This is a genomic window from Phaeobacter sp. JH204B (assembly GCF_048055755.1).
Lineage (GTDB): Bacteria > Pseudomonadota > Alphaproteobacteria > Rhodobacterales > Rhodobacteraceae > Phaeobacter > Phaeobacter bryozoorum.
The window spans coordinates 1-22996 of record NZ_JAYMXF010000028.1 but is presented as its reverse complement, the minus strand read 5'-3'; the positions used below and the strand labels follow the sequence as shown (position 1 = coordinate 22996).

The 22996-nt window shown below is 55.7% G+C and carries 26 protein-coding genes and 2 pseudogenes; 16 read left to right on the top strand and 12 right to left on the bottom strand.

Annotated elements, in window-relative coordinates; all coding sequences use genetic code 11:
* The first annotated feature begins 332 nt into the window (after positions 1-332).
* The 6 genes from VXL81_RS16135 to VXL81_RS16110 all read left to right on the top strand — a co-directional run bounded on the left by VXL81_RS16135 (position 333) and on the right by VXL81_RS16110 (position 7416).
* Positions 333-743: a hypothetical protein gene (locus VXL81_RS16135; protein ID WP_416555144.1), complete on the top strand. Its 411-nt coding sequence runs from the start codon at positions 333-335 to the stop codon at positions 741-743.
* Positions 725-940, top strand: coding sequence for an IS66 family insertion sequence element accessory protein TnpB (tnpB, locus tag VXL81_RS16130; protein ID WP_416555180.1), 216 nt, complete (start codon positions 725-727; stop codon positions 938-940). The genes VXL81_RS16135 and tnpB (VXL81_RS16130) overlap by 19 nt, the downstream gene beginning before the upstream one ends.
* Entirely contained in the window at positions 921-1328 is a 408-nt protein-coding gene (locus tag VXL81_RS16125; RefSeq protein WP_416555178.1) for an IS66 family transposase, read from the top strand. Before tnpB (VXL81_RS16130) ends, VXL81_RS16125 begins: the two co-directional genes overlap by 20 nt.
* A gap of 427 nt (positions 1329-1755) precedes the next feature.
* Positions 1756-3819 carry a winged helix-turn-helix domain-containing tetratricopeptide repeat protein gene (locus tag VXL81_RS16120; protein WP_416555142.1) on the top strand — a complete coding sequence of 688 codons (2064 nt, stop codon included), beginning with the start codon at positions 1756-1758 and terminating at the stop codon, positions 3817-3819.
* 360 nt (positions 3820-4179) lie between these two features.
* A complete protein-coding gene (locus tag VXL81_RS16115; RefSeq protein WP_416555140.1) occupies positions 4180-5325 on the top strand; it encodes a phosphatase PAP2 family protein in 1146 nt (381 codons plus the stop codon).
* Between the two features lie 33 nt (positions 5326-5358).
* The gene (locus VXL81_RS16110) at positions 5359-7416 is read left to right on the top strand and encodes a hypothetical protein (protein ID WP_416555138.1); all 2058 of its coding nucleotides are present in this window, start codon (positions 5359-5361) and stop codon (positions 7414-7416) included.
* 282 nt (positions 7417-7698) lie between these two features.
* Here VXL81_RS16110 and VXL81_RS16105 read toward each other — a convergent pair whose 3' ends face one another.
* The 5 genes and pseudogenes from VXL81_RS16105 to VXL81_RS16085 all read right to left on the bottom strand — a co-directional run bounded on the left by VXL81_RS16105 (position 7699) and on the right by VXL81_RS16085 (position 11549).
* Complete coding sequence (locus VXL81_RS16105; protein WP_416537606.1) at positions 7699-8094, bottom strand: hypothetical protein; 396 nt, start codon at positions 8092-8094, stop codon at positions 7699-7701.
* Positions 8095-8183: 89 nt separating this feature from the next.
* Complete coding sequence (locus VXL81_RS16100; RefSeq protein WP_416541636.1) at positions 8184-8888, bottom strand: hypothetical protein; 705 nt, start codon at positions 8886-8888, stop codon at positions 8184-8186.
* 69 nt (positions 8889-8957) lie between these two features.
* Positions 8958-9629, bottom strand: a complete 672-nt coding sequence (locus tag VXL81_RS16095) for a hypothetical protein (RefSeq protein ID WP_340546352.1) — start codon at positions 9627-9629, stop codon at positions 8958-8960.
* Between the two features lie 225 nt (positions 9630-9854).
* Positions 9855-10040, bottom strand: a pseudogene (locus tag VXL81_RS16090) (integrase core domain-containing protein); the annotation flags it as partial.
* A 477-nt stretch (positions 10041-10517) separates the two neighbouring features.
* A complete protein-coding gene (locus tag VXL81_RS16085; RefSeq protein WP_416549066.1) occupies positions 10518-11549 on the bottom strand; it encodes a hypothetical protein in 1032 nt (343 codons plus the stop codon).
* 530 nt (positions 11550-12079) lie between these two features.
* On the opposite strand from VXL81_RS16085, the gene VXL81_RS16080 reads away from it, so the two are divergent.
* Positions 12080-12712: a tyrosine-type recombinase/integrase gene (locus tag VXL81_RS16080; RefSeq protein WP_416555136.1), complete on the top strand. Its 633-nt coding sequence runs from the start codon at positions 12080-12082 to the stop codon at positions 12710-12712.
* A gap of 82 nt (positions 12713-12794) precedes the next feature.
* Entirely contained in the window at positions 12795-13103 is a 309-nt protein-coding gene (locus VXL81_RS16075; RefSeq protein WP_374015618.1) for a type II toxin-antitoxin system YoeB family toxin, read from the top strand.
* Between the two features lie 435 nt (positions 13104-13538).
* Here VXL81_RS16075 and VXL81_RS16070 read toward each other — a convergent pair whose 3' ends face one another.
* A complete protein-coding gene (locus tag VXL81_RS16070) occupies positions 13539-13781 on the bottom strand; it encodes a hypothetical protein (protein WP_340545769.1) in 243 nt (80 codons plus the stop codon).
* Positions 13782-13934: 153 nt separating this feature from the next.
* On the opposite strand from VXL81_RS16070, the gene VXL81_RS16065 reads away from it, so the two are divergent.
* Positions 13935-14669, top strand: coding sequence for a Crp/Fnr family transcriptional regulator (locus VXL81_RS16065; RefSeq protein WP_340545770.1), 735 nt, complete (start codon positions 13935-13937; stop codon positions 14667-14669).
* Between the two features lie 65 nt (positions 14670-14734).
* On the opposite strand, the gene VXL81_RS16060 is transcribed toward VXL81_RS16065, so the two are convergent.
* The 3 genes from VXL81_RS16060 to VXL81_RS16050 all read right to left on the bottom strand — a co-directional run bounded on the left by VXL81_RS16060 (position 14735) and on the right by VXL81_RS16050 (position 16019).
* Positions 14735-14923 carry a hypothetical protein gene (locus VXL81_RS16060; RefSeq protein ID WP_340545771.1) on the bottom strand — a complete coding sequence of 63 codons (189 nt, stop codon included), beginning with the start codon at positions 14921-14923 and terminating at the stop codon, positions 14735-14737.
* A gap of 296 nt (positions 14924-15219) precedes the next feature.
* Positions 15220-15606 (bottom strand): hypothetical protein, encoded by a 387-nt coding sequence (locus tag VXL81_RS16055; RefSeq protein ID WP_416536350.1) that lies wholly within the window; start codon positions 15604-15606, stop codon positions 15220-15222.
* Positions 15603-16019, bottom strand: coding sequence for a hypothetical protein (locus tag VXL81_RS16050; RefSeq protein WP_416555134.1), 417 nt, complete (start codon positions 16017-16019; stop codon positions 15603-15605). Before VXL81_RS16050 ends, VXL81_RS16055 begins: the two co-directional genes overlap by 4 nt.
* Positions 16020-16366: 347 nt before the next feature.
* On the opposite strand from VXL81_RS16050, the gene VXL81_RS16045 reads away from it, so the two are divergent.
* From VXL81_RS16045 to VXL81_RS16015, 7 genes are all read left to right on the top strand, one after another.
* A complete protein-coding gene (locus tag VXL81_RS16045) occupies positions 16367-16633 on the top strand; it encodes a hypothetical protein (RefSeq protein ID WP_340545774.1) in 267 nt (88 codons plus the stop codon).
* Between the two features lie 39 nt (positions 16634-16672).
* Positions 16673-17059: a hypothetical protein gene (locus VXL81_RS16040; protein ID WP_416536347.1), complete on the top strand. Its 387-nt coding sequence runs from the start codon at positions 16673-16675 to the stop codon at positions 17057-17059.
* A gap of 8 nt (positions 17060-17067) precedes the next feature.
* On the top strand, positions 17068-17529 hold the full coding sequence (locus VXL81_RS16035; RefSeq protein WP_416542202.1) for a hypothetical protein: 462 nt from the start codon (positions 17068-17070) through the stop codon (positions 17527-17529).
* Positions 17530-17542: 13 nt separating this feature from the next.
* Positions 17543-18034 (top strand): hypothetical protein, encoded by a 492-nt coding sequence (locus VXL81_RS16030; protein WP_340545777.1) that lies wholly within the window; start codon positions 17543-17545, stop codon positions 18032-18034.
* A 72-nt stretch (positions 18035-18106) separates the two neighbouring features.
* Positions 18107-19174: an FtsH protease activity modulator HflK gene (gene hflK / locus VXL81_RS16025; RefSeq protein ID WP_340545778.1), complete on the top strand. Its 1068-nt coding sequence runs from the start codon at positions 18107-18109 to the stop codon at positions 19172-19174.
* Positions 19171-20190 (top strand): protease modulator HflC, encoded by a 1020-nt coding sequence (hflC, locus tag VXL81_RS16020; RefSeq protein ID WP_416555132.1) that lies wholly within the window; start codon positions 19171-19173, stop codon positions 20188-20190. The genes hflK and hflC overlap by 4 nt, the downstream gene beginning before the upstream one ends.
* A gap of 19 nt (positions 20191-20209) precedes the next feature.
* Positions 20210-20542: a hypothetical protein gene (locus VXL81_RS16015; RefSeq protein WP_416555130.1), complete on the top strand. Its 333-nt coding sequence runs from the start codon at positions 20210-20212 to the stop codon at positions 20540-20542.
* Between the two features lie 109 nt (positions 20543-20651).
* Here the strand turns inward: VXL81_RS16015 and VXL81_RS16010 are convergent, their stop codons facing one another.
* The 3 genes and pseudogenes from VXL81_RS16010 to tnpB (VXL81_RS16000) form a co-directional block, all read right to left on the bottom strand.
* Entirely contained in the window at positions 20652-21176 is a 525-nt protein-coding gene (locus VXL81_RS16010) for a GrpB family protein (protein WP_416555128.1), read from the bottom strand.
* Positions 21173-22677: pseudogene (gene tnpC, locus VXL81_RS16005) on the bottom strand (IS66 family transposase). The gene VXL81_RS16010 and the pseudogene tnpC overlap by 4 nt, the downstream one beginning before the upstream one ends.
* A gap of 37 nt (positions 22678-22714) precedes the next feature.
* The coding region (tnpB, locus tag VXL81_RS16000) for an IS66 family insertion sequence element accessory protein TnpB (RefSeq protein WP_416555126.1) at positions 22715-22996 on the bottom strand (282 nt) is incomplete at its 5' end.

Below are 22996 nucleotides of genomic sequence, written 5' to 3'. Positions count from 1 at the left end.
TTTCGCAGGCCGCGGCGGCAGCGCAACTTGGTAGAATGTCTAACGATTCAATTATAATAAAAGGTAAAAGATACAGTCAGAGCACTGACTGCTCTGGATATCTCTGCCGAAAACAGCCGACCCAGGCGACCTGAAACGCCGTATTTTTTTAGATTCGCTTTGCTTTTCGGTTTTGTTTTTGCGTTTTCGTGAAGCTTTTACAGCTGATGATCCCAACGCGACTGTGCCTGCATTTGGCGGGGTTCTGTGCGCTGTTTGTGTTTGGATTTTGGTAAGCGTCCGGCCTCGCTGCTCTGACGGTTCATAGCATGTGTTGATAGTGTCCACCAACGATGGTGGACGTCTTGAGTGCAGATACGGCGGGTAAGAACGGTCGGAAGAAGCGTTTCTGGTCGGATGAGGAGGAGGTGTCGATCTGCACGCCAGGGGGATCGGTAGCGCAGGTCGTGCGGCTTTACGCGATGAACACCAATCTGATCCACAAGTGGTTGCGTGACGCTAAATTTGCGCCGGATCTGCAGGGCGTCGAAGATCAGGCCGCCCCATCACCTTGCTTTCTTCCAGTTGAGATCGTCGACAGGCCTGTTGCCGAAGAACCCCCGACGCTTACGTCCAATGGCACCCCCGGCGACAGCATGATTGAGATCGACATCGCAGGTGGTCATCAATTGAGGATTGATCCAAAGCCTTGGCGCGTCTCATTCGAGGCGTTTGTGCATGATCCCTGTCCCGGCAAGCACTAAAGCGGGACCCGTTTGCAGGGCATCTGTTTGTCTTTCGTGGGCCGCGCGGTGATCTGATCAAGATCATCTGGTGGGATGGCCAGGGCGCATGCCTGTTCAGCAAGCGGCTTGAGAAGGGTCGGTTCGTCTCGCCATCGGTGAAAGAGGGCAAAATCACCGTGATCGAGAAGCTGCGGCATCAGTTGGCGGGCCATTGAGCGCGGACATCCCGGTCCGGGCCTACTAGCGCATGTGTTGGTCAATAAATACGTGGGTCACCTGCCGCTGTACCGCCTGAGCGGCATCTTCGAGCCCGACGGGATCGACATTGATCGCTCGACGCTGGCGGATTGGATCGGCAAGTCCACGGCTCTTTTAGAACCACTGGCGGATGCTATTGGGCGGCATGTGTCGGCCGGTCAGGCCATCTTCGCTGATGATACGCCAGTAAAGGTGCTGGCACCCGGCACGAGCGAAACAACGACAGCACGCATTTGGGCCTATGGTTGGGATGAGCGGCCTTGTGGTAGTCGCGTTCCACCTGTCAGTCGGTATCAGTTCTCGCCAGACCGCAAAGGGCAACATCTCAAGGATCATCTGGCATAGTATCAAGGCTGGATGCATGCTGATGGATACGCCGGTTTCCAAGACCATTGCCGATCCGGCATGACCTGACCCACGAGGGTCACTCATTCATAACGAGAGTCTGCGGGTTCGATTGTGGTAGTCGTCGGCCTCGGGCTTGGCAAGCGCGGAGCCCTCAAATTGCTCAAGCGGCTGCCGCGCGTGCCTTGGTGTTATGTTCCCAACTGGAGAGTGCGGCTGAGACAAGCGCCCGGGTCGCCATCGAAACGTGACGGGTAGATTCTGGGTTGCTCTTATGATTGTAACTTTTGCATGTTGAAGGGTAAGGCGTGAGGCTTCTGGTCGCTTTTAGAATTTGCTGGATTTTCCATCAGAACCGACGGCTGACGAGTGGAAAAATCGGGGATCGTGGGCGTAAAATATCAAATATATAGGTAGCTTAGGCTTCATGACCGATACCATAAAGCATCCCGATGCCCGAAACCAACTTCAGATTGGAGACCATTTCTATGATCCCGTCTCCAATGAACTCTTAGACCCGTCTGGAAACACGGTACCGTTGCGGCCTCAGTCTGGCCAGGTCTTATCAGTATTGGCCAAACAATCGGGTACAGTGATTACGAAATCTGAACTGTTTGCTGCCGTCTGGCCGAATACGAGTGTGACGGATGACAGCCTTACACAATGCATCTCGGAAATTCGCAAATCGCTGGGGGATAGTGATCGCAAGTTGCTTCGCACCATTCCAAAACAAGGATACCTGCTGGATAGTCGATCCGTTGTTGCCGCCAGCACTGCACAGAAAACTCTGCCTCACCATATCAGCGCTGACCTGATAGAATGGGAGGCGACACGCCAGCGTACTGTGGTGATCATATGTCGACCTGCGGGAGGGCCTGACGAAACCCCGCTGCATGAAGCGGTACAATCGGTGGTACGGCTGCACCGGCCCACCGGGGCAAAAGCAATTGATGGAAACAGTGCAACTCTGACCTTTGCAACCCCAATCGAAGCAGTTCGATGCAGCAGGGCCTTGATCAGGAGTGCACGTGCGTTGGGAATTGGCGTTCTTCGCACCGCCCTCGATACTCTTGAAAGAAGCCGGATAGCAGCCTTGTCAAAATTGCTGCTAGAAACGAGCGATGAGTGGGAATACGCCACCGTCGAGGTGAGGGATCAGCTACACTTCAGTCTAGAATGCGAATTCGAGGATCTGGGAGATCAGCATCAGCTGGCTGAGGTCAATGGTATTCGCTTGTATCGTGTGCACCGATACGGATCGACATACTATCCTGCTGCGCGCACCAATCTGGACGATGTATTGCCAACGGTGGCTGTCCTACCGTTTACAACACGCGATCGCAGCGCTCATGATCCTGTTCTGGCCAATGTGCTGGTTGACGACATCATATCGGCATTATCCCAATCAACCGACCTCAACGTAATTTCACGCCTTTCAACTTTCGGAATCCGAACCGAAAACATGACGTTGGAGCTTTGTAAAAAGACGTTCAACGCAGAATTTTTAGTGTCCGGCGTCTGCGACGACGATGGCTCACGGGTGATCGTAACTCTTGAATTGATCGATGTTTCATCCGGCAAGATTTTGTGGTCAGAGCGGATCTTGAAGCCGTTAGAAAGTTGGATCAACAATCTCGGTGTTATCGATGAGATTGTGATGAGCATTCGCAAAGCGATCAGCCTCAATGAAGTACGAAAATCACGATTGCAGCCGATCACATCGTTGAAAAATTCGACGCTTCTGCTGGGTGCGGTGGCTCTCATGCATCGGTTATCCAAGTCCGATTTCCAAGCGGCGCGAGTGATGCTGGATGAGTTGATGGACCGAACTCCGGATCACCCATTGGTTTTGTCTTGGGTGGCCCGCTGGTATGTTCTTCAGGTGCAGCAAGGATGGACAGAAACTCCCGAAAACGATGGTCAGAGTGCGCTACAGTATACGTCGCGTGCGCTCGAAATTGATCCGGAATGCGCATTGGGGCTGATTAGTGAAGGTGCTGTTTTGGTCAACCTCTTTAGAGATTTGGAGCTTGCACAAGATCGATACGATACAGCGCTGGAAGTGAACCCGAACGATGCAAACGGACGCCTGCTGCGGGGTACACTCTATGCGTTTCAAGGACAGGGAGATCTGGCGGTCAGCGACACCGAACTGGCCATGCATCTTGCCCCACTCGACCCGCACCGCTTTATGTTCCTGGCGCTTTCTGCCGGGGCGAGCCTCGCCGCTGATAATTTGCCCCGTACCATTGAACTGGCGGACGCTTCGCTTCGACTGAACCGGTCACATGCCTCTACCTTGCGGATTAAAGCTGTAGCACAATTGCGCTTGGGACGTGAGAGCGACGCACGTAAAACTACCAGGGAACTGCTGAGAGTGCAGCCTAATCTGACTGTCGACGGGTGGCTCAGGCGGTCTCCCAGTTCCTCTTATCAAGTCGGTCTACGTTTTGCTGAAACACTGAAGGACCTCGGGATTCCCGAAAGCTAGGCACAATCTCCAGCAGATCTGCCGTTCTGACGGCACCATGGCGCGATGAAAGGGCGTACAACTTTATTTTGTTTCATTTTTCCAGGAACACCCTAAGGTGGTGGCTACTGCGCCTTGGCGCACAGGGGTCGCATCGGTCGCCAGTGTTGGTTTCCGGTAATTTTTGACGCAGCAGGGGGTGTGAACGTCGGTCAGTGTGAGAACGGCAGGGTACGCGCAGCCAATAGAGTGGCGTCATTTAAGCATACTTCTTCATACGAGCCTTGCCCCAATCAATTTAAGGCCGTGACATATCATCTGATCTCTTCCTGATCGGGTATTTATCACTAGCACCCTATGATTTATCAAAGGAAAGTTGAATTGCCCTTCAATGCCAAAGGTTCGCCCGAGAATAGTTTTAACAGCTTCAATAGTTTTAATAGCTTTAATAGCTTTAATAGCTTTGGAACCTCTGGGAGCACGGTCGCAGCTGAGGCTTTGTTGACGACGCGCGATGGTATTGTCGGTGCGCCCTTAGATCTGAACCCCCACATTACTCCGGGTAGTCCCCATGATCCGCGCAATCTGGCGCGGTTGTCGGCAGATGTCCGGGCCAGCCTATACTTGTCCGAACTAGGATCGCGGGTTGCATTTTCGGATGCCATGGATGAGACGGCTATCGCCAACCTTTGGCGGCGGGATACTCGGCCAGCGGGTCGTTCGCCTCAAGCAGATAGCCTCCTGGTCCAAATCACAGCCCCGACGATTGATCAGTTCAAGGAACAGATGGCCTATCTCACAGCCTATGCTGACCTGCGCGGCGATCGGGCTGCGGAGATCCTTTCGCAGACCAGCGCAATTACGCCTTTTTTGGCGTCGATTTCCTTTATGGATCCCGCAAGAACCCCATTTACGCTGGAACTGATGTCTGCAGCACTAGGGTTCACCAACTATTGTGGCATGCGTTTGAAATACAGTATTTCCGCCAAACGCCCGATAGAGTTTTCGCCACAGGTTCAACCAATAATCCCAACGCCCACTCACGGCTCTTTGCCGAGTGGCCATGCCACGGAATCCTTCGTGACTGCGCGCCTCCTATGGAAACTGCTGCGGGCCTCCAACTCGGAGCAATATCACGAAGACGGCGTCTGGGGCGAAATGTTCATGCGTTTGGCATCCCGGATTGCCACGAACCGAACTGTCGCAGGCGTTCACTTTCCAGTTGATAGTGCCGCAGGGGCAATGCTGGGGCTCACGTTAGCGGACTATCTGCACGCGGTATGTGACCCAGAGGCAAATGAGCTGACAAGTGCCTGTTTCAATGGCCCCGCGTTCAATGCTGCGGAGGACTTTGATTGGCACGCGCTGTATCTGGCACGCGAAGATCGCCAAACGAAAAAGGCGGGCAAAAAACGCAACCCTTGGGCCACCAGCGAGCGTCACCCGACGACACCGGACATGGCTTCTCCGGTTCTGACATGGCTGTGGAAGAAGGCGCAGGCCGAGTGGCAGGACTTTACCTTATAACTCCAATGCCTTGCCGAAAAAGGAGCAATAATCATGCCATTGCATTGGGAAACATTTCATTCGCAGGATCTGCTGTCTGACGTTGCTGACTATCGATTGTCACGTCCACTTATTCACGTTACATCAGCGGCGTCTCAACCTTGGTGGTCCGCCCTTGTTGAGTTGCAAGATATTAGTATCCGCGAGTTTGAAGAGCGTGCGCAAAGCCGGTTCCCGGACGACCTGGTCATCCCAGCTGATTATGATGCAGATGATCGTGATACGGTCGAAGAAACGCAATTCGTTTCAATTTTTGCCCGCAAACCGCTGTTAGATGCGTTCAACCGTCACGCCGCCGATTATTCAGTGATAGGATTGACGTTGGGAACAACTGTTACGGACTCTGATCTGTCTGACGTTGATACAAATGATGACGACAGCAATCGTCGTAAGATCATTGAGGTGCCCGAAGGAACGGTCATCACAGCCGTCATCGACGATGCGATTGCCTTCGCCCATAACCTGTTTCGAGATGGCCTGGTGTCGTCGCGGGTGGAGTTTGCAACAATCCTGTCAGCGTCTCCTGAACAGCTCTCTCGGGTGGGGGCGTCGGGACGCAGCTATAGTAAAGCCCAAATCGACGCCCTCTTGCAGGAATTTACGACCAACGGCTTGTTGGATGAGCCTGCATTTTATGCAGCGGTTGGTTTGATAAATGCGCTTAGCAAAGCACTCTCCGCCGTCGCCTTGCGTCGTTCGCATGGCACGCATGTGATGGCGCTGGCCGCTGGATATTCGATGAGCAATGCCCCGAGTAACCGGCCAATTATCTGCGCGTTGTTGCCCTCCCGGGTTACTGAGGATTCTACCGGACAGAATACGCTGCCCAGCTTTAAACTAGCGCTCAAGCGCCTGTGCAATCAGGCGGCGCGGTTCCGGCTGCCTGACAAAAGTAAACCTCCTGTCATATTCAATTTCAGCTATGGGAATTTCGCGGGGCCTCACGATGGAACCAGCGGTATTGACCGTGTGATTGACCGGTATTTCGGGCCACAAGCAAAGAAGCCCGATGCAAATCAAACACGCCAGATTGTGCTACCGGCGGGTAATGGTAACCTTAGTCGTATTCATGCAGACCTGAATCTTCAGAATGCGAAAAGCAAATCCAAGGACCCATCGTGGAAACTGGATTTTGTTGCTCAGCCGGATGACCGAACGTCAAGCCATCTCCAGATGTGGATGCCATACCACGCAACCAATCCGCCGCCCCGGCTTGTGGGGGTCCGTGTCACGGTTCCATCTGGCCCTGCGAGCAAGACAGTTTATGTATCCGGCAATACCGGGCAGCGACTGGTTGACGAGCAGGGCCAGGAGGTCGCACGCCTGACGTATCGGTTCGACGGGGGGCATACACGTCGCGGGGTGATAACCTTCAGTATCAATCCTACTGCGCATCAATCTGCTATCGACTTAGCCCGAGCTGGCCGTTGGCGGGTCGATATTATGTCCTGCGATATGAACAGCAGTGACGACGTTCAAATCTGGATAGAGCGTGACGAAACCTTGCCCGGTTTTCTGCCCGGTGGTCGGCAAGGGTATTTTAACAACGCTGACTATGTCTATTATAATGCACTCGGCGCGCCCCTTCCGGTGGATCCGGCGGGAACAACCAGCCCAATCCGGCGCGCCGGCACGTTGAACGGTTATGCCTGCGGGAAAACACCGATGGTGGTTGCCGGCTTCACCCAGAGTAATCGCTTGCTGTCAGACTATTCCGCTGCAGGGCCGATTACCCCTTCTCGGGGGAAGAAAAAGGTAAACCGACTGGGACCGGATGCGGCGGCACTTGCGGATGACAGTCCGGTCTTGACCGGCGTATTGAGCGCGGGATCCAACAGCGGCAGCTTGACCCGCATGGGCGGCACCAGTGTCGCCGCACCCAGGGTTGCGCGCCTCGCGGTTCAAATGACCTCCGAAGGGGTTGAGACTGACCGCAAATGGCTGCGCTCCTTGGCGGAGGCCGAAGATCCCAACAATAAGGCTGCCATAACCCGAACAGGTGGCGGCCAAGTTGATATTTCAGTGGATTTTGGTTGGCCTGAAAGAGGTTGAGCAACATTGCCCTGGTAGGGGCAATGTTCACGAGCTTCTGGTCAGTTTGCGATCATAGTTTTTAGCTTGATCATCAGGGACTTCGCGCTTTCCTTATCAATACCTACAAGGGTAGAAAATTCGTCCGTTTCTGTCTGTGAAATCATATGATTCAGACAGTTAGCCAAAGCCATGCACTCTGTTGCCGTCAACGTGTTTGGAGATTTGTCAGGCATTGCGCTTTCCTCATTAAATCTGCCGCCCTCCTCAAATCGGAGAGGCGGCATGGATTTAGGACTGAACTCAACTTAGGTTGTCGTAGTAGGTCTTGCCGGTCAATGGACGAAACGCGGTGCCGCAGTCGTTGGCATTATCATTTGTGATGATGACCGTGCCGGTGGGCGTATGCCAGTATGCATAGCGACTGTTGGCCAAGGGCTTGGACTCCGTCGGAGCGTTCATAATCCCCAGAAGGAATGTCGCGAATTCATCCGCATTGGCAATCGTCGGATCGGGGAATGCCAAGCCATCGATTACCTTTCCATGTACGAATTCGGCTGAGTGCTTCGTGTATGCGTGGCCATGGGCAATGGCGGCAGAATATTCGGTATTATTGGTTGCTGTGCATGCAGCATGCGCAAAGGCAGGCAAGGCAACCAACAGCACGAGGGTGGCAGCAAGTCGTTTAAGAAGTGTCATATCTAAATTCCTTATTCGCCATAGATTTGAGGGAGATCGCCATGCGGCGAAGTGTTTCCCGGGGCCCAACAAGGCCCCGCAACAAGTCGTTATTGGCGGTGGACTGTGAATGTGCCGTCTGACTGATAGTCCACGTTGCAGGTGGAATAGCCCTGAGTGAAATCGCACAGAACAGCCCCTGCGACCGAAAACGAAATGGGTGATCCGACGGGGTGATTGCCTGTCTTTACGTAGAATTTCGGTTTTGGCGCGCAGAATATGTGACTGACTGGTGCGGGGGTGACGTAGCTGGACAAGACGACCTGCGTGTTTCTCACCTTGATCCCATTGCCGCAGTGGAGCTTCAAACCACCAGTGGGAGTGTAGCTTGGTATCTGGATACCAAAGTTCCCTTCAGGGATGCCTGACGCGTAGGTCGGCATGGATAAACCGAGCGACCCGACCGTCAACTGAGTATTATTGGGCACCTGCTTGGTCTGGTCTTTTGGCGTCAGAGCAATTGGCCATTTGGCAACAACGGACGTTTGAGAAGCGTTTTCATAAGGTTGCGGCTTCACAAGCATGGCGAGTTTAGCTTGATTGCTAAATGCGGCCACATAAGGTTGTCGTTCAAATTGAAACTGAAGCGTGGACCCAGATGATTTGTAGGGGAGGACTGCACCCGTAGCCAAGCTGGCCGATGACGACTGAAGTACACTTCCTGAACTCTGGTAATTTGCAGGGTGCTGAAACGCATAGAACTGCATTTTAGATTGAGACAGGTTCCTGATTACTATGGTCAGCGTGTACGGCATGAGTGCAGTCCATTCTACGGCCCAGCCTAAACTGCTCCGAAGTTCCACCAGGGACAAAGAAAGATCAGCTTAGGTCCGGCTGGTGATGTTCCAATCCCCATTAGCTGCCAGCTCCACGTCAATCACAGTGTAGCCCCCGGTGAAATCACACAGTGCCGAGGTTTTTGACGCAGCGGTGAAATCCATCACCGTGCCAGGCGTGTAGGTCCCTGTCGCAACGTAGTATTTCAGGATCGGCTCGCAATCGACGTGCGACTGTGGATTTGCCTGAACGAAGTTCGACAAGACGATCCCGCCGTTTACAGATACCGCGGAGCCGACGTTGTAGAAGGGCGGTGAAGAGAAGCTCGGTGTGTTGATCCGGAATGCGCCAGGCTGTACGCCGGCCTCGTTCGTCGGTGTCGATAGGCCAAGTGCGGGGCTTACGCTGGCGGTCGTGGAGTCATTGGCAGCGCCGCCACCAGCAGGCGCAAGATCGATCGCACGGCTCGCAGACGAATAGCCTGAGGACTGGCCAACGGCCGGCGCAGAATGGGCCTCCTGAATGCCCGCATAATACTGCAGATCAACCTGAAAGGTCAGGATTGAGCCAGACGAACCATAGTTGGCAAGGTTCTCTGCAAAGAGACTGTTCGAATATACTGTTGCACCGCCAGTATAGTTTGCCGGCTCTTGGAAAAAGAAGAAGCCCTGTGTTGCCGGCTCAAGATTTTTTACGTTAATTGTCAAAAGGGTAGACATAGTGAGTTCCTCGCTTTGATGATTGGCAGCAGGCCCTGTCTTTATGAACCTTGCCCAATCATCATCAGGTCGTTGAGGTCAGATGTCCTGAAACTGGTGCTGAAATTTTCTGAAATTTTCTGAAGGTCATCTCTCAGTATTGAATGTGAGCTACTCCCCAATCTTTGAACAGGATCTGACGTAATTTAAGCTAATCGTTGCGACCTGCCCCCACTTGTCCCTCGTTCATAGCGAGAGTCTTCGGGCTTGGTTTTGATAGTTGTCGGTTTCGGGCTGGGCAAGCGCGCCGGGCGCGGAGCCCTCAAGTTACTCAAGCGTCCGGCGCGCTTCGGACGGTGCTTTGTCCCCGAGCGATGAGTGCGGCCTGACCGTGTTGTAATCGTAACGCCAGAGCGCCAGCTTCAGCCGGGAATGTCTGGCTGCCATCGTTGACACATCCATTGGCGGTGCGCGAGTCGCCCGAGACTTGAATCGGATCGCCGAGTGGCGCGGGTACGGACCACAAAATCACACGTCTGAATGAACTTATGCCCCATGGCGCTACGCCGCTGACGCAGCGTAGCAGGCAGCATCGGAACCACACCAGAGCGCGTTCGCCGGACGGTCACCTTCCATAGTGTTTCCACACATCCAGTGCTACGAACGCCAGAAGCGCCCCTTGGGGCGCTATGTTGTTTGATTTATTTTTTTGTTTTGGTTGCGGGAGCGGGCTTTGCAAAGTCGGCCGTTTGAGGCAACCAGCTGAGATTTTATGCTGCTGCGCGGCCCGCCGTTCCAGCCGTTCTCTGCGGCTACGAGGTGTTGGACCTGGTGAATTCACACACAGCGGGACAAAACGGTCGCTGCTTTTCCAAAGTCGAACGTCAGCTTTGCTGGTGAACCTCAGCCTCATACTTCCGCCTGCTTTCGACGGAAAAACTCAATCCTAGTTCTCACGCCGATGTTTGGGTCGTTGTGCAGAATGGCTGCGACGCAATCCAGTTCTTGCTGCAAATCTGGATCATGCCGCAGAGCTATAAGTCCCTCGGCTGCACGTCTGCGAACCATCGCCGAACGATCTGAGGCACCGGCGCGTAGGAGATCCATGAGGTCTACCGCTACTGATAGTTCGCGTTCTCGAAAAACGTGCTCGGTTCGATACTCATCCATCGAACGGTCAGTCCAAATGCGAACCGTTTCGCCTGTAGGCCAGCGAGCCCTTTGTGAAAGAAGCATGTCGAGGGCCATTGTTCTAATATGCGGGAGCGGTGCTGTCGCAAATACATCGCTTATATGCTGATCTATCCGCTCGTTTCGGCAGAGTTCGCGGAATACTTCACCCAGACGTGGTTGTCGTGTCGTCCTGACATTCTCCAAAAGTTTTGCCGAAACATCTGGTCTGGATAGGGTTCTATGAACTGCTTCGGGTCCTTTACGGGACCAGCGCCCCCAGCTATTGAGATGTGGCAGTATTGCGGTTAGCGCGGGAATAATGACGTCCGCCGAAGTGCGCGGCATGACCCTTTCAACCGCATCATAGGCTGCTTGATTCACCTGAGGCACCCAATCGTTCAAGCGCCAAAACAGCCCATAGACATTGGCAGGCGTGGGCAGTGGGCCTTCCAGATTTCGGAGAGCTTCCTGTCTGATGCGGCCATCGCCATGAAACATGAATACAAAAGGAAGGTTGGGGGTATTTTGCACGGCCCAGAGCTCTTCGCGTGCGGCTTTACCAATATCGCCCCTGTCAGAAGACCATCGATAATGTAAATTCAGTTCTGCTCTGACTTGTCCTTCAATCTTGTTCAGATCACGAGGGTTATCGACTGAGCGCAAGATTCTTTCGCCCTGCTCCTGCATGCGAAAGTACTTTTCCAACGGATCATTGCTTTGCACGAAGCGTTTTTGACCAAAAAATAAATCGAATAATCTCTTTAGCATGAACCTCACCAATATTTTTTTAGCCACTGAACAGCTTGGTTCGTTTGTCGTCAGTTCACAAGAAAAAGGACATTCATGCATCACGCAGCATCAGGAACTTTGGGCTCGGAGCCGCCTTACGGCGGTGCGGCGATAGGGTTGCAGCGAAACTTCACCAAGACGCTTCTCCCAGACAACGCCAGGCAGCCCGGAGCGGTCATTGGCGGGGGCGTCATGTAAAAGATGCTGCAGCTGCAAAATATCCTGAAAAGCGGCCGTTGAACCGCCTTGGCGCGCTGCCTTCATTGCTGCAGTCAGCACCAGGGGTAGAGATGCGCAGGAAAGCGGGCTTTGCAAAGTCGGAGCTTCTTTCTTGCCCTGTCGCCACTCTGCTGCGTTGCAGCGAAGCAAAGCAGACCTTTCCGCACTATTACCCTCTAACGCAGAATACTTTGAAGTCTTTCGACCTACGGATGGACTTCAAATGCTATCCATAGACCGTTGGCGAAATGCCAAGGATGTGGAGGGTTGCGGTGGTCGGAGGACCAACTATGTCAATTCCTAACCTTCCCGCAATTCGCATGCGTCACGCTCCCTGGAACAAAGGGCGTATCATAGGCCAAAAACGTCCTTTGCGTCCCAAGCATGTCTGGGCAATTCGCGTTCGCCTTGAACTCTCCGATAGGGTGCGTGATCTGGCACTCTTCAACTTGGCAATAGACAGCAAACTCAGAGGATGTGATCTCGTCCGTTTGCGTGTTGTTGACGTTTACGCAGCAGGCCACGTGAAAGAGCGCGCGTCCATAACCCAAAGCAAAACCAGTCAACCGGTTCGGTTCGAAATTACCGAAGGAACGCGATCTTCGCTTCAGGCCTGGCTGAATATGCCAATAATGAAGAAATCGGAGTTTCTTTGGCCTGGAAGACTGCACGATCGGCCGCACATAGGTACACGCCAATACGCGCGACTGGTTCGGGATTGGGTGAAATCCATTGGCTTGGAGCCAAGCGCCTATGGAACACATTCGATGCGGCGTACCAAGGTGGCTCAGATTTATCGCAAAACCGGGAACCTTCGAGCGGTTCAGCTCCTTCTCGGCCATACCAAGATGGATAGCACAGTCCGCTACTTAGGGGTTGACCTGGAAGATGCCTTGTCAATTTCCGAGAGTGTCGAGATCTAGGACGCCAAGACGTTAAAAAACATACCCAAAGCCTTGCCTCTGACTTGTAGAGCCTTAGGCAAGGCTCCAGCGGGAGGAGAGGATACTGGCTCTCAAAGGCGATTTAAGCGGCTGGTGGTCCCGCCGGATCACTGCTGGACACAGGTTTGTATATCGCGTCAGCGGCAAAGGTAATGGACAGAGCCTGGAGATCGCCCAGCTGCGTCATAACTACTGTTCGATCAGGCTCTTCGCGACAATGCTCACAATCACGAAAGTATATGCTCCAAGGCTTTTGCCGCAGCTATTTGTCTGGCTTCAGCCGAGGGTCTGTGGAAACTCGCCTGGTTTCTCGACGATGAGGATGTTTCAGTCGATTTTGGGGAGGCAGCCGGATCCAGGAACACTTTAGCGTCTTATACGCCGGAGAGGGCTGAATCCGCGCTTGTGTGGCGTTTTCTGCGGTGCAGCTTGAGTTGAGCACCGCCCTTCAGGCCGGAATGGCAGTCAGAAGCCCGCGTACCCCGATCGGGGCTATCATTCGCTTGATCTTATCGGCGAGGACATGGAAGGCCATCTCGGTACGGACGTTCTTGGGCGTTCGCATACGGAAGTGCGTCGCCTCATCTCCACTCAATGGTGGTTACGATGGGCCGGAAACCCGCTCTTATCAAATCGCGCTACACTGTCCCATTGGCGCTGACGTCAGACAATGTCAGATTGGACGTTACCGTCTTTGCGGCCCGTGCCACCCGGTATGTCCTGCAGGTCGGCCTGGTGGCTCCGTGCATTGCACGAGTTGAACGAAAGCGGCATAGGCGAAGTCTATCACGCTGCGATGAGTATATCATCCCGGCGGCCTCCGAACGGAGTTCCCGCCAGCAATGATCCGGTTGATGAGACCCGCTACGGCTCGATGCGCCTCTATCTCGCCATCAGTAACAGCTGCGTTTTCATGCGTCTTTGCAGCGTCCCGCAGGATACCCACGATCTCGCGCTCGGGCAGGAGCTTGTGATCGTTCATCGCCAGCAGCAGTGCTTCGCAGATCGAGAGGGCAGCCATTCCCGAGAAGTCTTTCTCGCTGAGCATTTTATTGTATCCTTCCGGTGACGGTAAAACATCGCGCAGCAGAATGGCCTCGCTTGTCCCAACCATCTTCGCAGAAAAATGGTATGCTGGGCTAACCGAAAGCAGTCTGTGCGCGATTGCGTCTGGAGTTTCTTTCCAGCTTGAGAGGCCCCGTTGACAGATATCTTAGAAAGCCCGCTTACACGGAAGCTGCAAGTCTTCGTCGCATTGTCTGAAGATGAATTGGGCGTCTTGAAGCGTTTGCATCTGCGCCGCCGGTCCTTTTTGGCGGGGCGTGATCTCGTGCATCAGGGGCAGTCGGATCAGGCCGCTTATATTCTGGCCGCCGGCTGGGTATGTTCCTACAAGCTTCAGCCGGACGGAACCCGCCAGATCGTGGATTTCCAGATACCGGGGGACTTTATTGGATTGCGCAGCGTGCTGCTGCGCACGTCCGACCATAGCTTCGAGCCGGTCACGGATATTCAGGCGGCGGAAGTCTTCGCGGACGACCTTCTGGAAGCCTTCGAGAAGACGCCTCGCCTCGCGGCAGCAATTCTCTGGGCGGCATCACGGGACGAAGCCATGGTGGTCGAGCATCTCGTAGGAGTTGGCCGCCGCGCTGCGGATGCACGCATGGCGCATTTTCTGCTGGAATTGGGGGCAAGGCTGAAGCTGGTCGGAATGGGGAGCAAGAAAGGCTACGTCTGCCCTTTGACACAGTATCATCTTGCTGACGCGCTCGGCCTAAGCGCCGTCCATGTGAACCGCGTCTTGCGGCAGCTTCGCGAACGCGGCCTGCTGACATTTCGGGACGGCCGTGTAACGTTCGGCAATTATGACGGGCTGGTAGAGTTTTCGGGGTTCGATCCGGCGTATCTGGATCAGACCGGCCCGCTCTTGAAATGAAAAAGGCCGCCCCTCCCCCCGGAACAACCTGGGGCGGCCCGATCTTCATTTAAAGCAAAGGAGTATCACGAAAGCGCTTTTTTAGCCGCGTCCAGTTCCTTGTTCGTTTCGGCGTGGTTCTTTGCCGCGTGCGCCTTCTCGGCCGCCTGGTAGTGCTTCACAGCCCGGTCTTTTTTGGGGCCGGCGATTGCCTTGTCACAGGCTGCTTTGACCGAGGTCATCTTCTCGGCGGCATTGGTCTGTTCGGGTGTCATTGGATTGTCCTTTCTTGGACATTCCGAGAATAGGGCACGCACTGCAATGCAGTCCATTTGAGGAACCGCACGCATCCCGTGCTTCTCTGCTGCTCGGAAATGAGTGCCGCCGGAGATTCGGCAGGCACGCAGCCATGTACCCATCTTCTCTGCTCCGCAGCACTGATGCAGGTTAGCTTGGGGCGGGTCCGCATCTTCTGGCTGATGATCTTTGAACGAAGAGCTCAGAAGCCGATTCACATGCCGAGAAGTGCGTTAAAGATATCGCCCCAAGGTGAGGGTTCATCCCGCTGGCGTCAGGTGGTGGGGGTTTGCTGATGTGACAGCCGCAGCCACCGGCCGTTGTCCAGCAGATATGTGGACGCGCAGAGCGCCTCATAGATTGGCAAGCCTGACTTCTCGGCGAATACGCGGTAGGCGAGCACAGCAACGGCCCCTTGCCTGATTTGGCTGCGGTCTTTCATCTCCACGGTTCGCCAGCCCGTGTTTTTCTTCACATGCTCCAGGATCTGCCCGCCCTGAAGAATGCCCGGCGGATAGGGAAGTATCATCACTGCATTTTTTGCAGTCACGGTGCGGGCGCTGTCCGCGCCGCTGGTCCAGCACCGCTCCTCCAGATCCCATAGCACCGCATAGTCCTTACCATCACTGCGGTCGCCGTCCCGTGTTTTGCCTGACATCATTGGCCCGTCCCCGGAGTGCCTGTGAGTATTAACTGCAAAATCAGAAAGAGGATCGTCAGTACCGCCCAGATCAACCCAGACAAATTCGTCGGCCCGTTTTCTGCGGCGCCAGAAACAGCCATCAAGCGCTTGCGTTTGGGGAGAAGCCGGGTCAGTTTCCGCGCGAGCGTTCCGCTATCCTGCTTGAGTGCGGGCACGTCGCGGAATTGCGACAGCAGCATCTCCAGTCGCGAGCCTGCGACCTCTTTCTCCAACGCGGCAAGCGCGGCTGCCTCCTTCCAAGGTTCGAGCTCAAGCCGCGCGAGGGCCGATAGAACCGTAACTGCATTGCCATTCCGGTCCTCGCCAACGAAGGCTTGCAAAAAGCGGTCAAACTCAGGGCTGTGGGGTTGAAGAATGCCAGCGGCTGGCATCGGCATATCCTTCCTTTTTAGGTGTTCGGATCGGGAAGCGGCTGTTCCCGAAGAACCGGGCTGCCGCCTGCCGGGTAACACGCTTCGGATAACTCCGATCATACCCGCATTGCCCGACGCACGCGCTGACGCAGATCAGCCGGTCTCCAGTCCTCTGAAGTCTAGCCGAAGGTTTGGGTCCGGGTATGCCAGAGCGGTCAGGACCCCAGCGGCGCTAACATGGGTCAGCACGCACCGCCCGGTTCCGGGGTAATGTAGGAGGGCCGCAAAGTTTGGCTGCCTCTCGGCAACCGGGATGCTGCAGCCAAGGCAGCGCGGCAGACATGCACATATCGCGGAGACCGGTGATGGCCTTGCGATCAATCAGATCCACCGTGACTTTCCCGCAGCCTTTTACCTTGCCCGGATATCCGGACGAACTGCCTTCCGGCGAATACGAAGTGCTGGTCGAGGAGGAGCTTATCGAAGGGCTGAGTTTCACGGCTTACCGCAGAACGGCGATTTACCTGACCATCCACGGCAAGGGGCGTTTGCCGGGCCGGACAGAGTTGCGGCCAATTACCTGGACCGACCTGGAAGCAGCGCTCGGCCAAGACCCGAAACGCAACACTTGAAGATAGCGAGGCGGCGCTTTCCCCGCTGGAGGATTCACAATGTACACTCCCGAATGGCTTAAACCCGGCCTCTACGGCGCCGTGATAGGTGGCGCATTATTAGGCATCGGCGGATTTACCTGGGGCGGCTGGGTGACCGGCGGAACGTCACACGGCATGGCCGTGACCATGTCCCGCAACAATGTAGTCACGGCTTTGGTCCCGGTCTGTCTGGACATGGCCCGAACCGATGCGGAACGCGACGCAAAGCTGGCAGCGATCAGGGCCGTTGCTACCTACCGGCAGCGGGATGCCCTCATGAAAGCCGGTTGGGCGACGGTCCCGGGAACCGAGTTTCCGGACCGGGACATTGCGCAGGCCTGTCTTGCAGCCCTTGACGTCGAAAAGTCGTCGGAGCGCCCGGAAAACACGATCAATGAAGGATGAACAGTGCCATGTTACCATCTCTGCCTGAAATGACAGATCTTGAACGGCGCGTTCTGGCCCATGAACGGATTCTCCAGTCGCTCATTGCTTACATGTCCCGCACGGAACCGCGTTTCCTTGAACACCTTAAGAAGCGTTTTGTTGAGCCAATGGCCATGGTGAGGCATGAGCATGACCACCGAAACGCGGATGATTATGCAGAGGAATTCATTCGCACCGTAATGGCTCTTGGAGAACCGCATTTGCCAAAGGCCGCAAGCTCCAGCGTGCTCGATAAGCCACTGCACAAACCGGAAGATATCCAAATTTCGACACACCCCTATCGTCCAACTGCGAAGGCGGAGCGCGTTCGTGCCCGGAAGAGGAATGGAATCTGGGAGGTCAAGGTGGACGGTGTTTTCCACGGGGACTACCACGACAAGGGCACTGCGTCAGTAGCCGCAGCCTTGGCCCGCTTGTCGCTTAGATGAGAGGACCCCACCCATGAACGAGGCAGTTAGAAAATCCATTGCGGTCTTTGCCCGGCCTTTCAACGTTCCGGGCTTCAGCGAAACGCTCCCTGCCGGAGAATATGACATTGAAACGGAACTGTGTTCACCTCCCGACAGCCTGCAGCCTGAGACTTGGAGAGCTTCTGTCGCCGTGAAGTTGCATCCCAGGGAATTCCACCCCGGGCTGGCGAGAACCTTGACCGTTTCGCTGGCCGACCTCGATGACGCCCTGGCAAAGGACAAGCTGACCGGAAAAGAACTGGCCGAATATTTCCTGGAAGAAATGCTTTCTGACCCGATGGTCCGGCTGGTGATGGTGGCCGACGGGGTCTCCGAAACTCAGCTGCGGAACCTTTACTCGGGCGGGGGCGCATCTCAGGCGCACAAAGAGGCGCCGGATGCGGCTATAGCGGGTGAATTGCCAACGGAAAATTCACCAATCCAGGCCGCGGAGAACGAAGGAATGCCGACACAGAGGGAATAAGCCGCGCGCAGGCGCCTTGGCGTCAAAGGTCTGTATCGGATGCCGGTTTGAGAGACCAGGAGAGGAAACGATATGCCTGACCAGAACGGCGGCCCGGAAGACCGCGGGCCTTGGCAAAGCAGACAGAAGCGCAATCCGCCCGATATCGACGAAATTCTTCGTCAAGGCCGCGACCGGCTGGGCGGATTGCTCCCTGATGGGCGGCCCCCTGTGAAGGGCATACTGGTCGCAGGAGCGATAGTCTTGGCAGCGGTTGCGGCCTGGTCTTCATATTACACAGTCCCGAGCGACTCTGTCGCCGTTGTCCAGCGTTTTGGCAGATACACTGCTGAGGTTCCGCCTGGCCTGCATTTCAAATTCCCGCTTGGCATCGACGTTGCCACGCTGGTGCCCGTGAAACGGCAGCTGAAGCAGGAATTCGGATTCACGACTCCGGGCCGGAGTGATCCCTTCCAGAGCCCGTCAGACGGCCGGCGCGAAACCGAAATGGTCACGGGAGATCTGAATGCCGCGCTCGTGGAATGGGTGGTTCAGTACCGGATCTCTGACCCCCTGAAATTCCTGTTCGAGGTACGCGAGCCAAGCGCGACTTTGCGCTACGTCTCTGAGTCCGTGATGCGAGAGGTCGTTGGCGACCGCACCGTTGACGAGGTCATCACCATCGGCCGTCAGGAGATCGAGAGCGAGGCGCTTCTCAAGATGCAGGCTCTGTCCACGAAATACGCCATGGGTATCAGCATCGACCAGGTCCAGCTGAAGAACATCAACCCGCCGGGACCGGTTCAGGCGTCGTTCAATGAGGTCAACCAGGCACAGCAGGAAAAGGAGCGCCTGATCAATGAGGCGCGCCGCGAATACAACAAAGTCATTCCGCTGGCCGAAGGCGAGAAAGATCAGCGGATCCGCGAGGCTGACGGTTATCGCCTGAAACGCGTCAACGAGGCGGAAGGCGACGCAGCACGGTTCACCGCGCTTTTGGCCGAATACGTCAAGGCGCCTGAGGTCACGAGGCGGCGGATATACATAGAAACCCTCCAGGATGTTCTGCCCAGCATCCTGTCAAAAATCATTGTCGACGGATCGACTGCGAGCATCCTGCCGCTTTTGAACCTCGACAGGCTTCAGGAGGATCCGTCATGAACATCAGATTGGGGCTCTTCGCAGGGATTGCGGTTGCTGCCGGCGTGATTGCCTCCGGTTCCCTCTACACAGTTGGCGAAGTCGAGCAGGCCATTATCACCCAATTCGGTAAACCTGTGGGCGAACCAGTCATAACGGCTGGTTTAAAGCTGAAGCTGCCCATCGTTCAGGACGTCAACCGGATCGACCGCCGGGTTCTTGAGTGGGACGGCAATCCTTCTGACATGCCCACCAAGGACAAGCTCTACATATCCGTCGATCTGTTCGCCCGCTGGAAAATAACCGACCCGTTGCAGTATTTTCTGCGGCTGCGCGATGAGCGCAGCGCGCAATCCCGTCTAGACGATATTCTCGGCAGCGAAACCCGCAATGCCGTCGCCAAACACGAGCTGATAGAGATTATCCGGACCACGAAGGGCCGGACCCCGCTGCGGGACACGCTTTTGACCGATGAGGAGCGCGCGCAGGACATAGGTTCTCTGGTTCCTATCCAGAAGGGCCGCGCACTTGTAGAACAGGAGATTTTCGCAGCCGCCTCAGAGAAGGTTCGCGTTTTTGGGATCGAGCTTCTCGATATCCGTTTCAAGAGGATCAATTACAACGAGAGTGTGCGTCCGAAGATCTACGACCGCATGATCTCAGAGCGCCGCCAAATCGCTGAACGTTTTCTTTCCGAGGGCAATGGCGAAGCCGCGCGGATCCGCGGCAACCGGGTGCGCGACCTGAACAAGATACAGTCCGAAGCGTATCGCGCCGTCGAGGAAATCCGCGGCGTGGCTGACGCCTCGGCGGCTGCGATCTACGCAAAAGCCTACAACACCGACGCCCAAGCAGCCGAATTCTATGCGTTCACCCGGACAATGCAGGCCTACAAGGACATGATTTCAGGGGGAACGACGCTGGTTCTGACAACGGACAGCGAACTTTTCAGGTTTCTGAGAGGAATGGAGGCCGGGGAGCCGACTGGGAGCACGCCTCCTTCCTCTCCCGGCCTGACGGCCGCGGCCGAACGCTGATGTATCAGAGGACAAAGAGATGACGGAAGAACCGGTGGATTTAGACGCAAGGCGAAGCGCCGAAGGCCAGATTGCGACAGATATCCGGCGGCATGCCCTTAAGGATTTCAAAGCCGACCAGAGAAAACTCCGCCTGCGGGAGGAAGAACTTGAAATGAAACTTCTCGCCAAACCGGCCTCTAGCTGGCATGAGGCGGCCATACCTACGTTGGGCAGCTTAACGTCGTCTGGCAGAAGCGCCCCGATAAAGTTTCGCTGCAGCCCTGCCGCCGCATCGCCGCAAGTCGGTAGTGAGCCCATGGACGAAGCCGCTCACGCGGCAATGGCGCCCGTGGCAGGCGTTCCGGACTGATCGCCATATTGGCTGCTGCGTCTTTGGTTCCGTCTGGGTCGTCTGGCCATCGTCGCTCCTTCGTCCCGGCACGCTGCCGGATCAGGGTAAGCGTCCGGTCTGACCGCCGTTACTTGTTCTGGGCGTCGATGACGGCTCTTACGAACTCGGTTTTCCGCCCTGCATATGATCCTCGGCCTTGGTCACCGAGTTCTTCGACAAGCGTCTGTTTAAGGTGTTCGTATTGATGCCGGAGTTTTGGGTTGCCTCGTAGCGCGTCACGGAAGGCGATTTGATCGCGGCAATCGGCATCGTCGGGATGGTACAGGTGCAGATTGTGGGTTCTGATGTCACCATCGCGCAGCCGGATAAACAGCCGCCCGCTTCGAGTGCCTCTGTCTATGTAACCCAACTTCGCAAGAGCGGTCGCAATCTGCTCTTCGTGGGTTGAGCGCATGGCAATGTCCAGGATGGGTTTTGCTGTCAGACCGGGTACTGAGGTGCTGCCGATATGGTCGATATCAAATTGCACATCTGGCAGAGCCTGTGCGATCAACGCGGCTTCTTTGGCAAACAATTCAGCCCATCTGGGGTCGTATTCGGTCAAAGACAAAGAAGCCTGACGCAGACCAAGTGCAGGACGTTCAGCAGTCATGAGATAACCTTTCCGTTTACCCAAGGCAGCAGGTCGTTCACGCGGGTGATCTTGTAGTCGGGGATGCGCGCGATGGTGTAAGCGAGCCAGGTTTGGGGATCAACGCCGTTGAGTTTTGCCGTTTCTATGAGCGTGTATGCCACGGCAGCGGCGCGGCCACCGGCGGGTGAACCGACGAAGAGGTAGTTTTTGCGGCCCAAAACGATAGCCCGCATGGCGCGTTCGGCTGTGTTGTTGTCGAGTTCTAGGATACCATTGGCCAAGTAAGGCCTGAGCCGCTGCGTGCGCGTCAGCGCATATCGGATCGCCTGAGCGAGCGGGGATTTGCCCGATATGATCGTGAGTTGCCTACCCAGCCAATCCTGCAGGTCATCGAAGACAGGTGTGGCCTTGGCCTGCCGGATGGCAACACGCTGATCTGGCGGTGAACCACGCGCCTCTTTCTCAACGGCGTAGAGCTGGCTGATCCGCAGGATCGCTTCTTCGGCGATGCTTGAGCCCTGAGATCGATGAACATCCACGAACTTGCGCCGGATGTGGGCCATGCAGGCGACCTCTTTGATGCCGTGGTCGCGATAAAGCTCCTCATACCCGGCATAACCATCGGCGTTCATCCAGCCTTTGTATTTGCTGAGATGATCCTTCGGGTGCGCCCCGCGCCGGTCTTCGGAGAACTGATACCAGGCAGCGGGAGGCGCATCGCTGCCCCATGGCCGTTCATCACGGCCATAGACCCAAAGGCGTCCGGTCTTGGTCTTGCCCGTTCCGGGTGCGAGCATGTTGACGGGTGTATCGTCGGTGAAGACGGCCTTGCCCTTCAAGGCGTGCTTGCCGATGGCATCTGCCAGCGGGGCCAAAAGCGTTGTCGTTTTGCCAACCCAGTCCGCCAAGGTGGAACGGTCGAGATCAAGTCCATCGCGTTCGAAGATTTGGCTCTGGCGATACAGCGGCAAGTGGTCGGCATATTTGCTGACCAAGACATGCGCCAGCAACCCGGGCCCTGGGCGACCGCGTTCGATGGGGCGAGATGGAAGGATAGCCTGGGTGAACTGCTCGCAGCGTTTGCAGGCAAAGCGCGGGCGGGTGATCTTGTTCACGACGAACCGTCCCGGCACATATTCCAGTTCTTCGGTCACGTCCTCGCCGATCTGGCGCAATGCACCGCCGCATGTGCAGTGATCTTTTGGCGGCAAGAGTTCGATGTTGTTGCGTGGGATGTGGTCCGGGATCGGACGGCGCTTTGGTTTGTCCTTGGGCTCATTTGGGGAGGCTTCATCTTGGCCGTCATCGCGGCCTCGGCCACTTCGCTTGCCTCAAGCGCCAACATGAGCTGCTTGGTCTGTTCTGAGGTCGATCCGTAGCGCCAGGCCTTTTGCCCCGCGACCTGGTGGCGAAGCTTCTCAATCAGCATGGCCTGGGCTTTGATCTCGGCAAGAAGCTGGGTCGTGAACTCTTTGAGCTCTCCGTAATCTTCCGGCAATGTCATCGCTTCGGCCATCATGGCTGCAGCTTACACCATTGGATTTGCGTAAGGAATCCTAACCTGCGCGCAAAGGTCTCCAGGTTCTACCCGGCGTGCGCCAGTCGATGCCCTCCAGAAGCATCGCCAGTTGCGCAGGCGAGAGGGACACTTTGCCTCCCTTGGTGGCAGGCCACACAAACTTGCCGCGTTCCAGGCGCTTCGAGAACAAACACGCGCCTTGGCCATCCCACCAAATGATTTTGATCAGATCACCCCGACGGCCCCGGAACACAAACAGATGCCCGACAAAGGGATCGAGCTTCAGCACCTTCTCCGCCTGCACGGCCAAGGATGCATA

Bases quoted from the DNA above. Each gene is read 5' to 3' on its own strand.
- VXL81_RS16015 (WP_416555130.1), top strand. From the start codon at position 20,210: ATGACGGAAGAACCGGTGGATTTAGACGCAAGGCGAAGCGCCGAAGGC.
- VXL81_RS16050 (WP_416555134.1), bottom strand. From the start codon at position 16,019: ATGCCAGCCGCTGGCATTCTTCAACCCCACAGCCCTGAGTTTGACCGC.
- hflK (WP_340545778.1), top strand. From the start codon at position 18,107: ATGCCTGACCAGAACGGCGGCCCGGAAGACCGCGGGCCTTGGCAAAGC.
- VXL81_RS16060 (WP_340545771.1), bottom strand. From the start codon at position 14,923: ATGACACCCGAACAGACCAATGCCGCCGAGAAGATGACCTCGGTCAAA.
- VXL81_RS16095 (WP_340546352.1), bottom strand. From the start codon at position 9,629: ATGTCTACCCTTTTGACAATTAACGTAAAAAATCTTGAGCCGGCAACA.
- VXL81_RS16120 (WP_416555142.1), top strand. From the start codon at position 1,756: ATGACCGATACCATAAAGCATCCCGATGCCCGAAACCAACTTCAGATT.
- VXL81_RS16080 (WP_416555136.1), top strand. From the start codon at position 12,080: ATGTCAATTCCTAACCTTCCCGCAATTCGCATGCGTCACGCTCCCTGG.
- VXL81_RS16070 (WP_340545769.1), bottom strand. From the start codon at position 13,781: ATGCTCAGCGAGAAAGACTTCTCGGGAATGGCTGCCCTCTCGATCTGC.
- VXL81_RS16035 (WP_416542202.1), top strand. From the start codon at position 17,068: ATGTTACCATCTCTGCCTGAAATGACAGATCTTGAACGGCGCGTTCTG.
- VXL81_RS16085 (WP_416549066.1), bottom strand. From the start codon at position 11,549: ATGCTAAAGAGATTATTCGATTTATTTTTTGGTCAAAAACGCTTCGTG.
- VXL81_RS16110 (WP_416555138.1), top strand. From the start codon at position 5,359: ATGCCATTGCATTGGGAAACATTTCATTCGCAGGATCTGCTGTCTGAC.
- VXL81_RS16135 (WP_416555144.1), top strand. From the start codon at position 333: ATGGTGGACGTCTTGAGTGCAGATACGGCGGGTAAGAACGGTCGGAAG.
- VXL81_RS16045 (WP_340545774.1), top strand. From the start codon at position 16,367: ATGGCCTTGCGATCAATCAGATCCACCGTGACTTTCCCGCAGCCTTTT.
- VXL81_RS16105 (WP_416537606.1), bottom strand. From the start codon at position 8,094: ATGACACTTCTTAAACGACTTGCTGCCACCCTCGTGCTGTTGGTTGCC.
- VXL81_RS16100 (WP_416541636.1), bottom strand. From the start codon at position 8,888: ATGCCGTACACGCTGACCATAGTAATCAGGAACCTGTCTCAATCTAAA.
- VXL81_RS16040 (WP_416536347.1), top strand. From the start codon at position 16,673: ATGTACACTCCCGAATGGCTTAAACCCGGCCTCTACGGCGCCGTGATA.
- VXL81_RS16010 (WP_416555128.1), bottom strand. From the start codon at position 21,176: ATGACTGCTGAACGTCCTGCACTTGGTCTGCGTCAGGCTTCTTTGTCT.
- hflC (WP_416555132.1), top strand. From the start codon at position 19,171: ATGAACATCAGATTGGGGCTCTTCGCAGGGATTGCGGTTGCTGCCGGC.
- VXL81_RS16055 (WP_416536350.1), bottom strand. From the start codon at position 15,606: ATGATGTCAGGCAAAACACGGGACGGCGACCGCAGTGATGGTAAGGAC.
- VXL81_RS16030 (WP_340545777.1), top strand. From the start codon at position 17,543: ATGAACGAGGCAGTTAGAAAATCCATTGCGGTCTTTGCCCGGCCTTTC.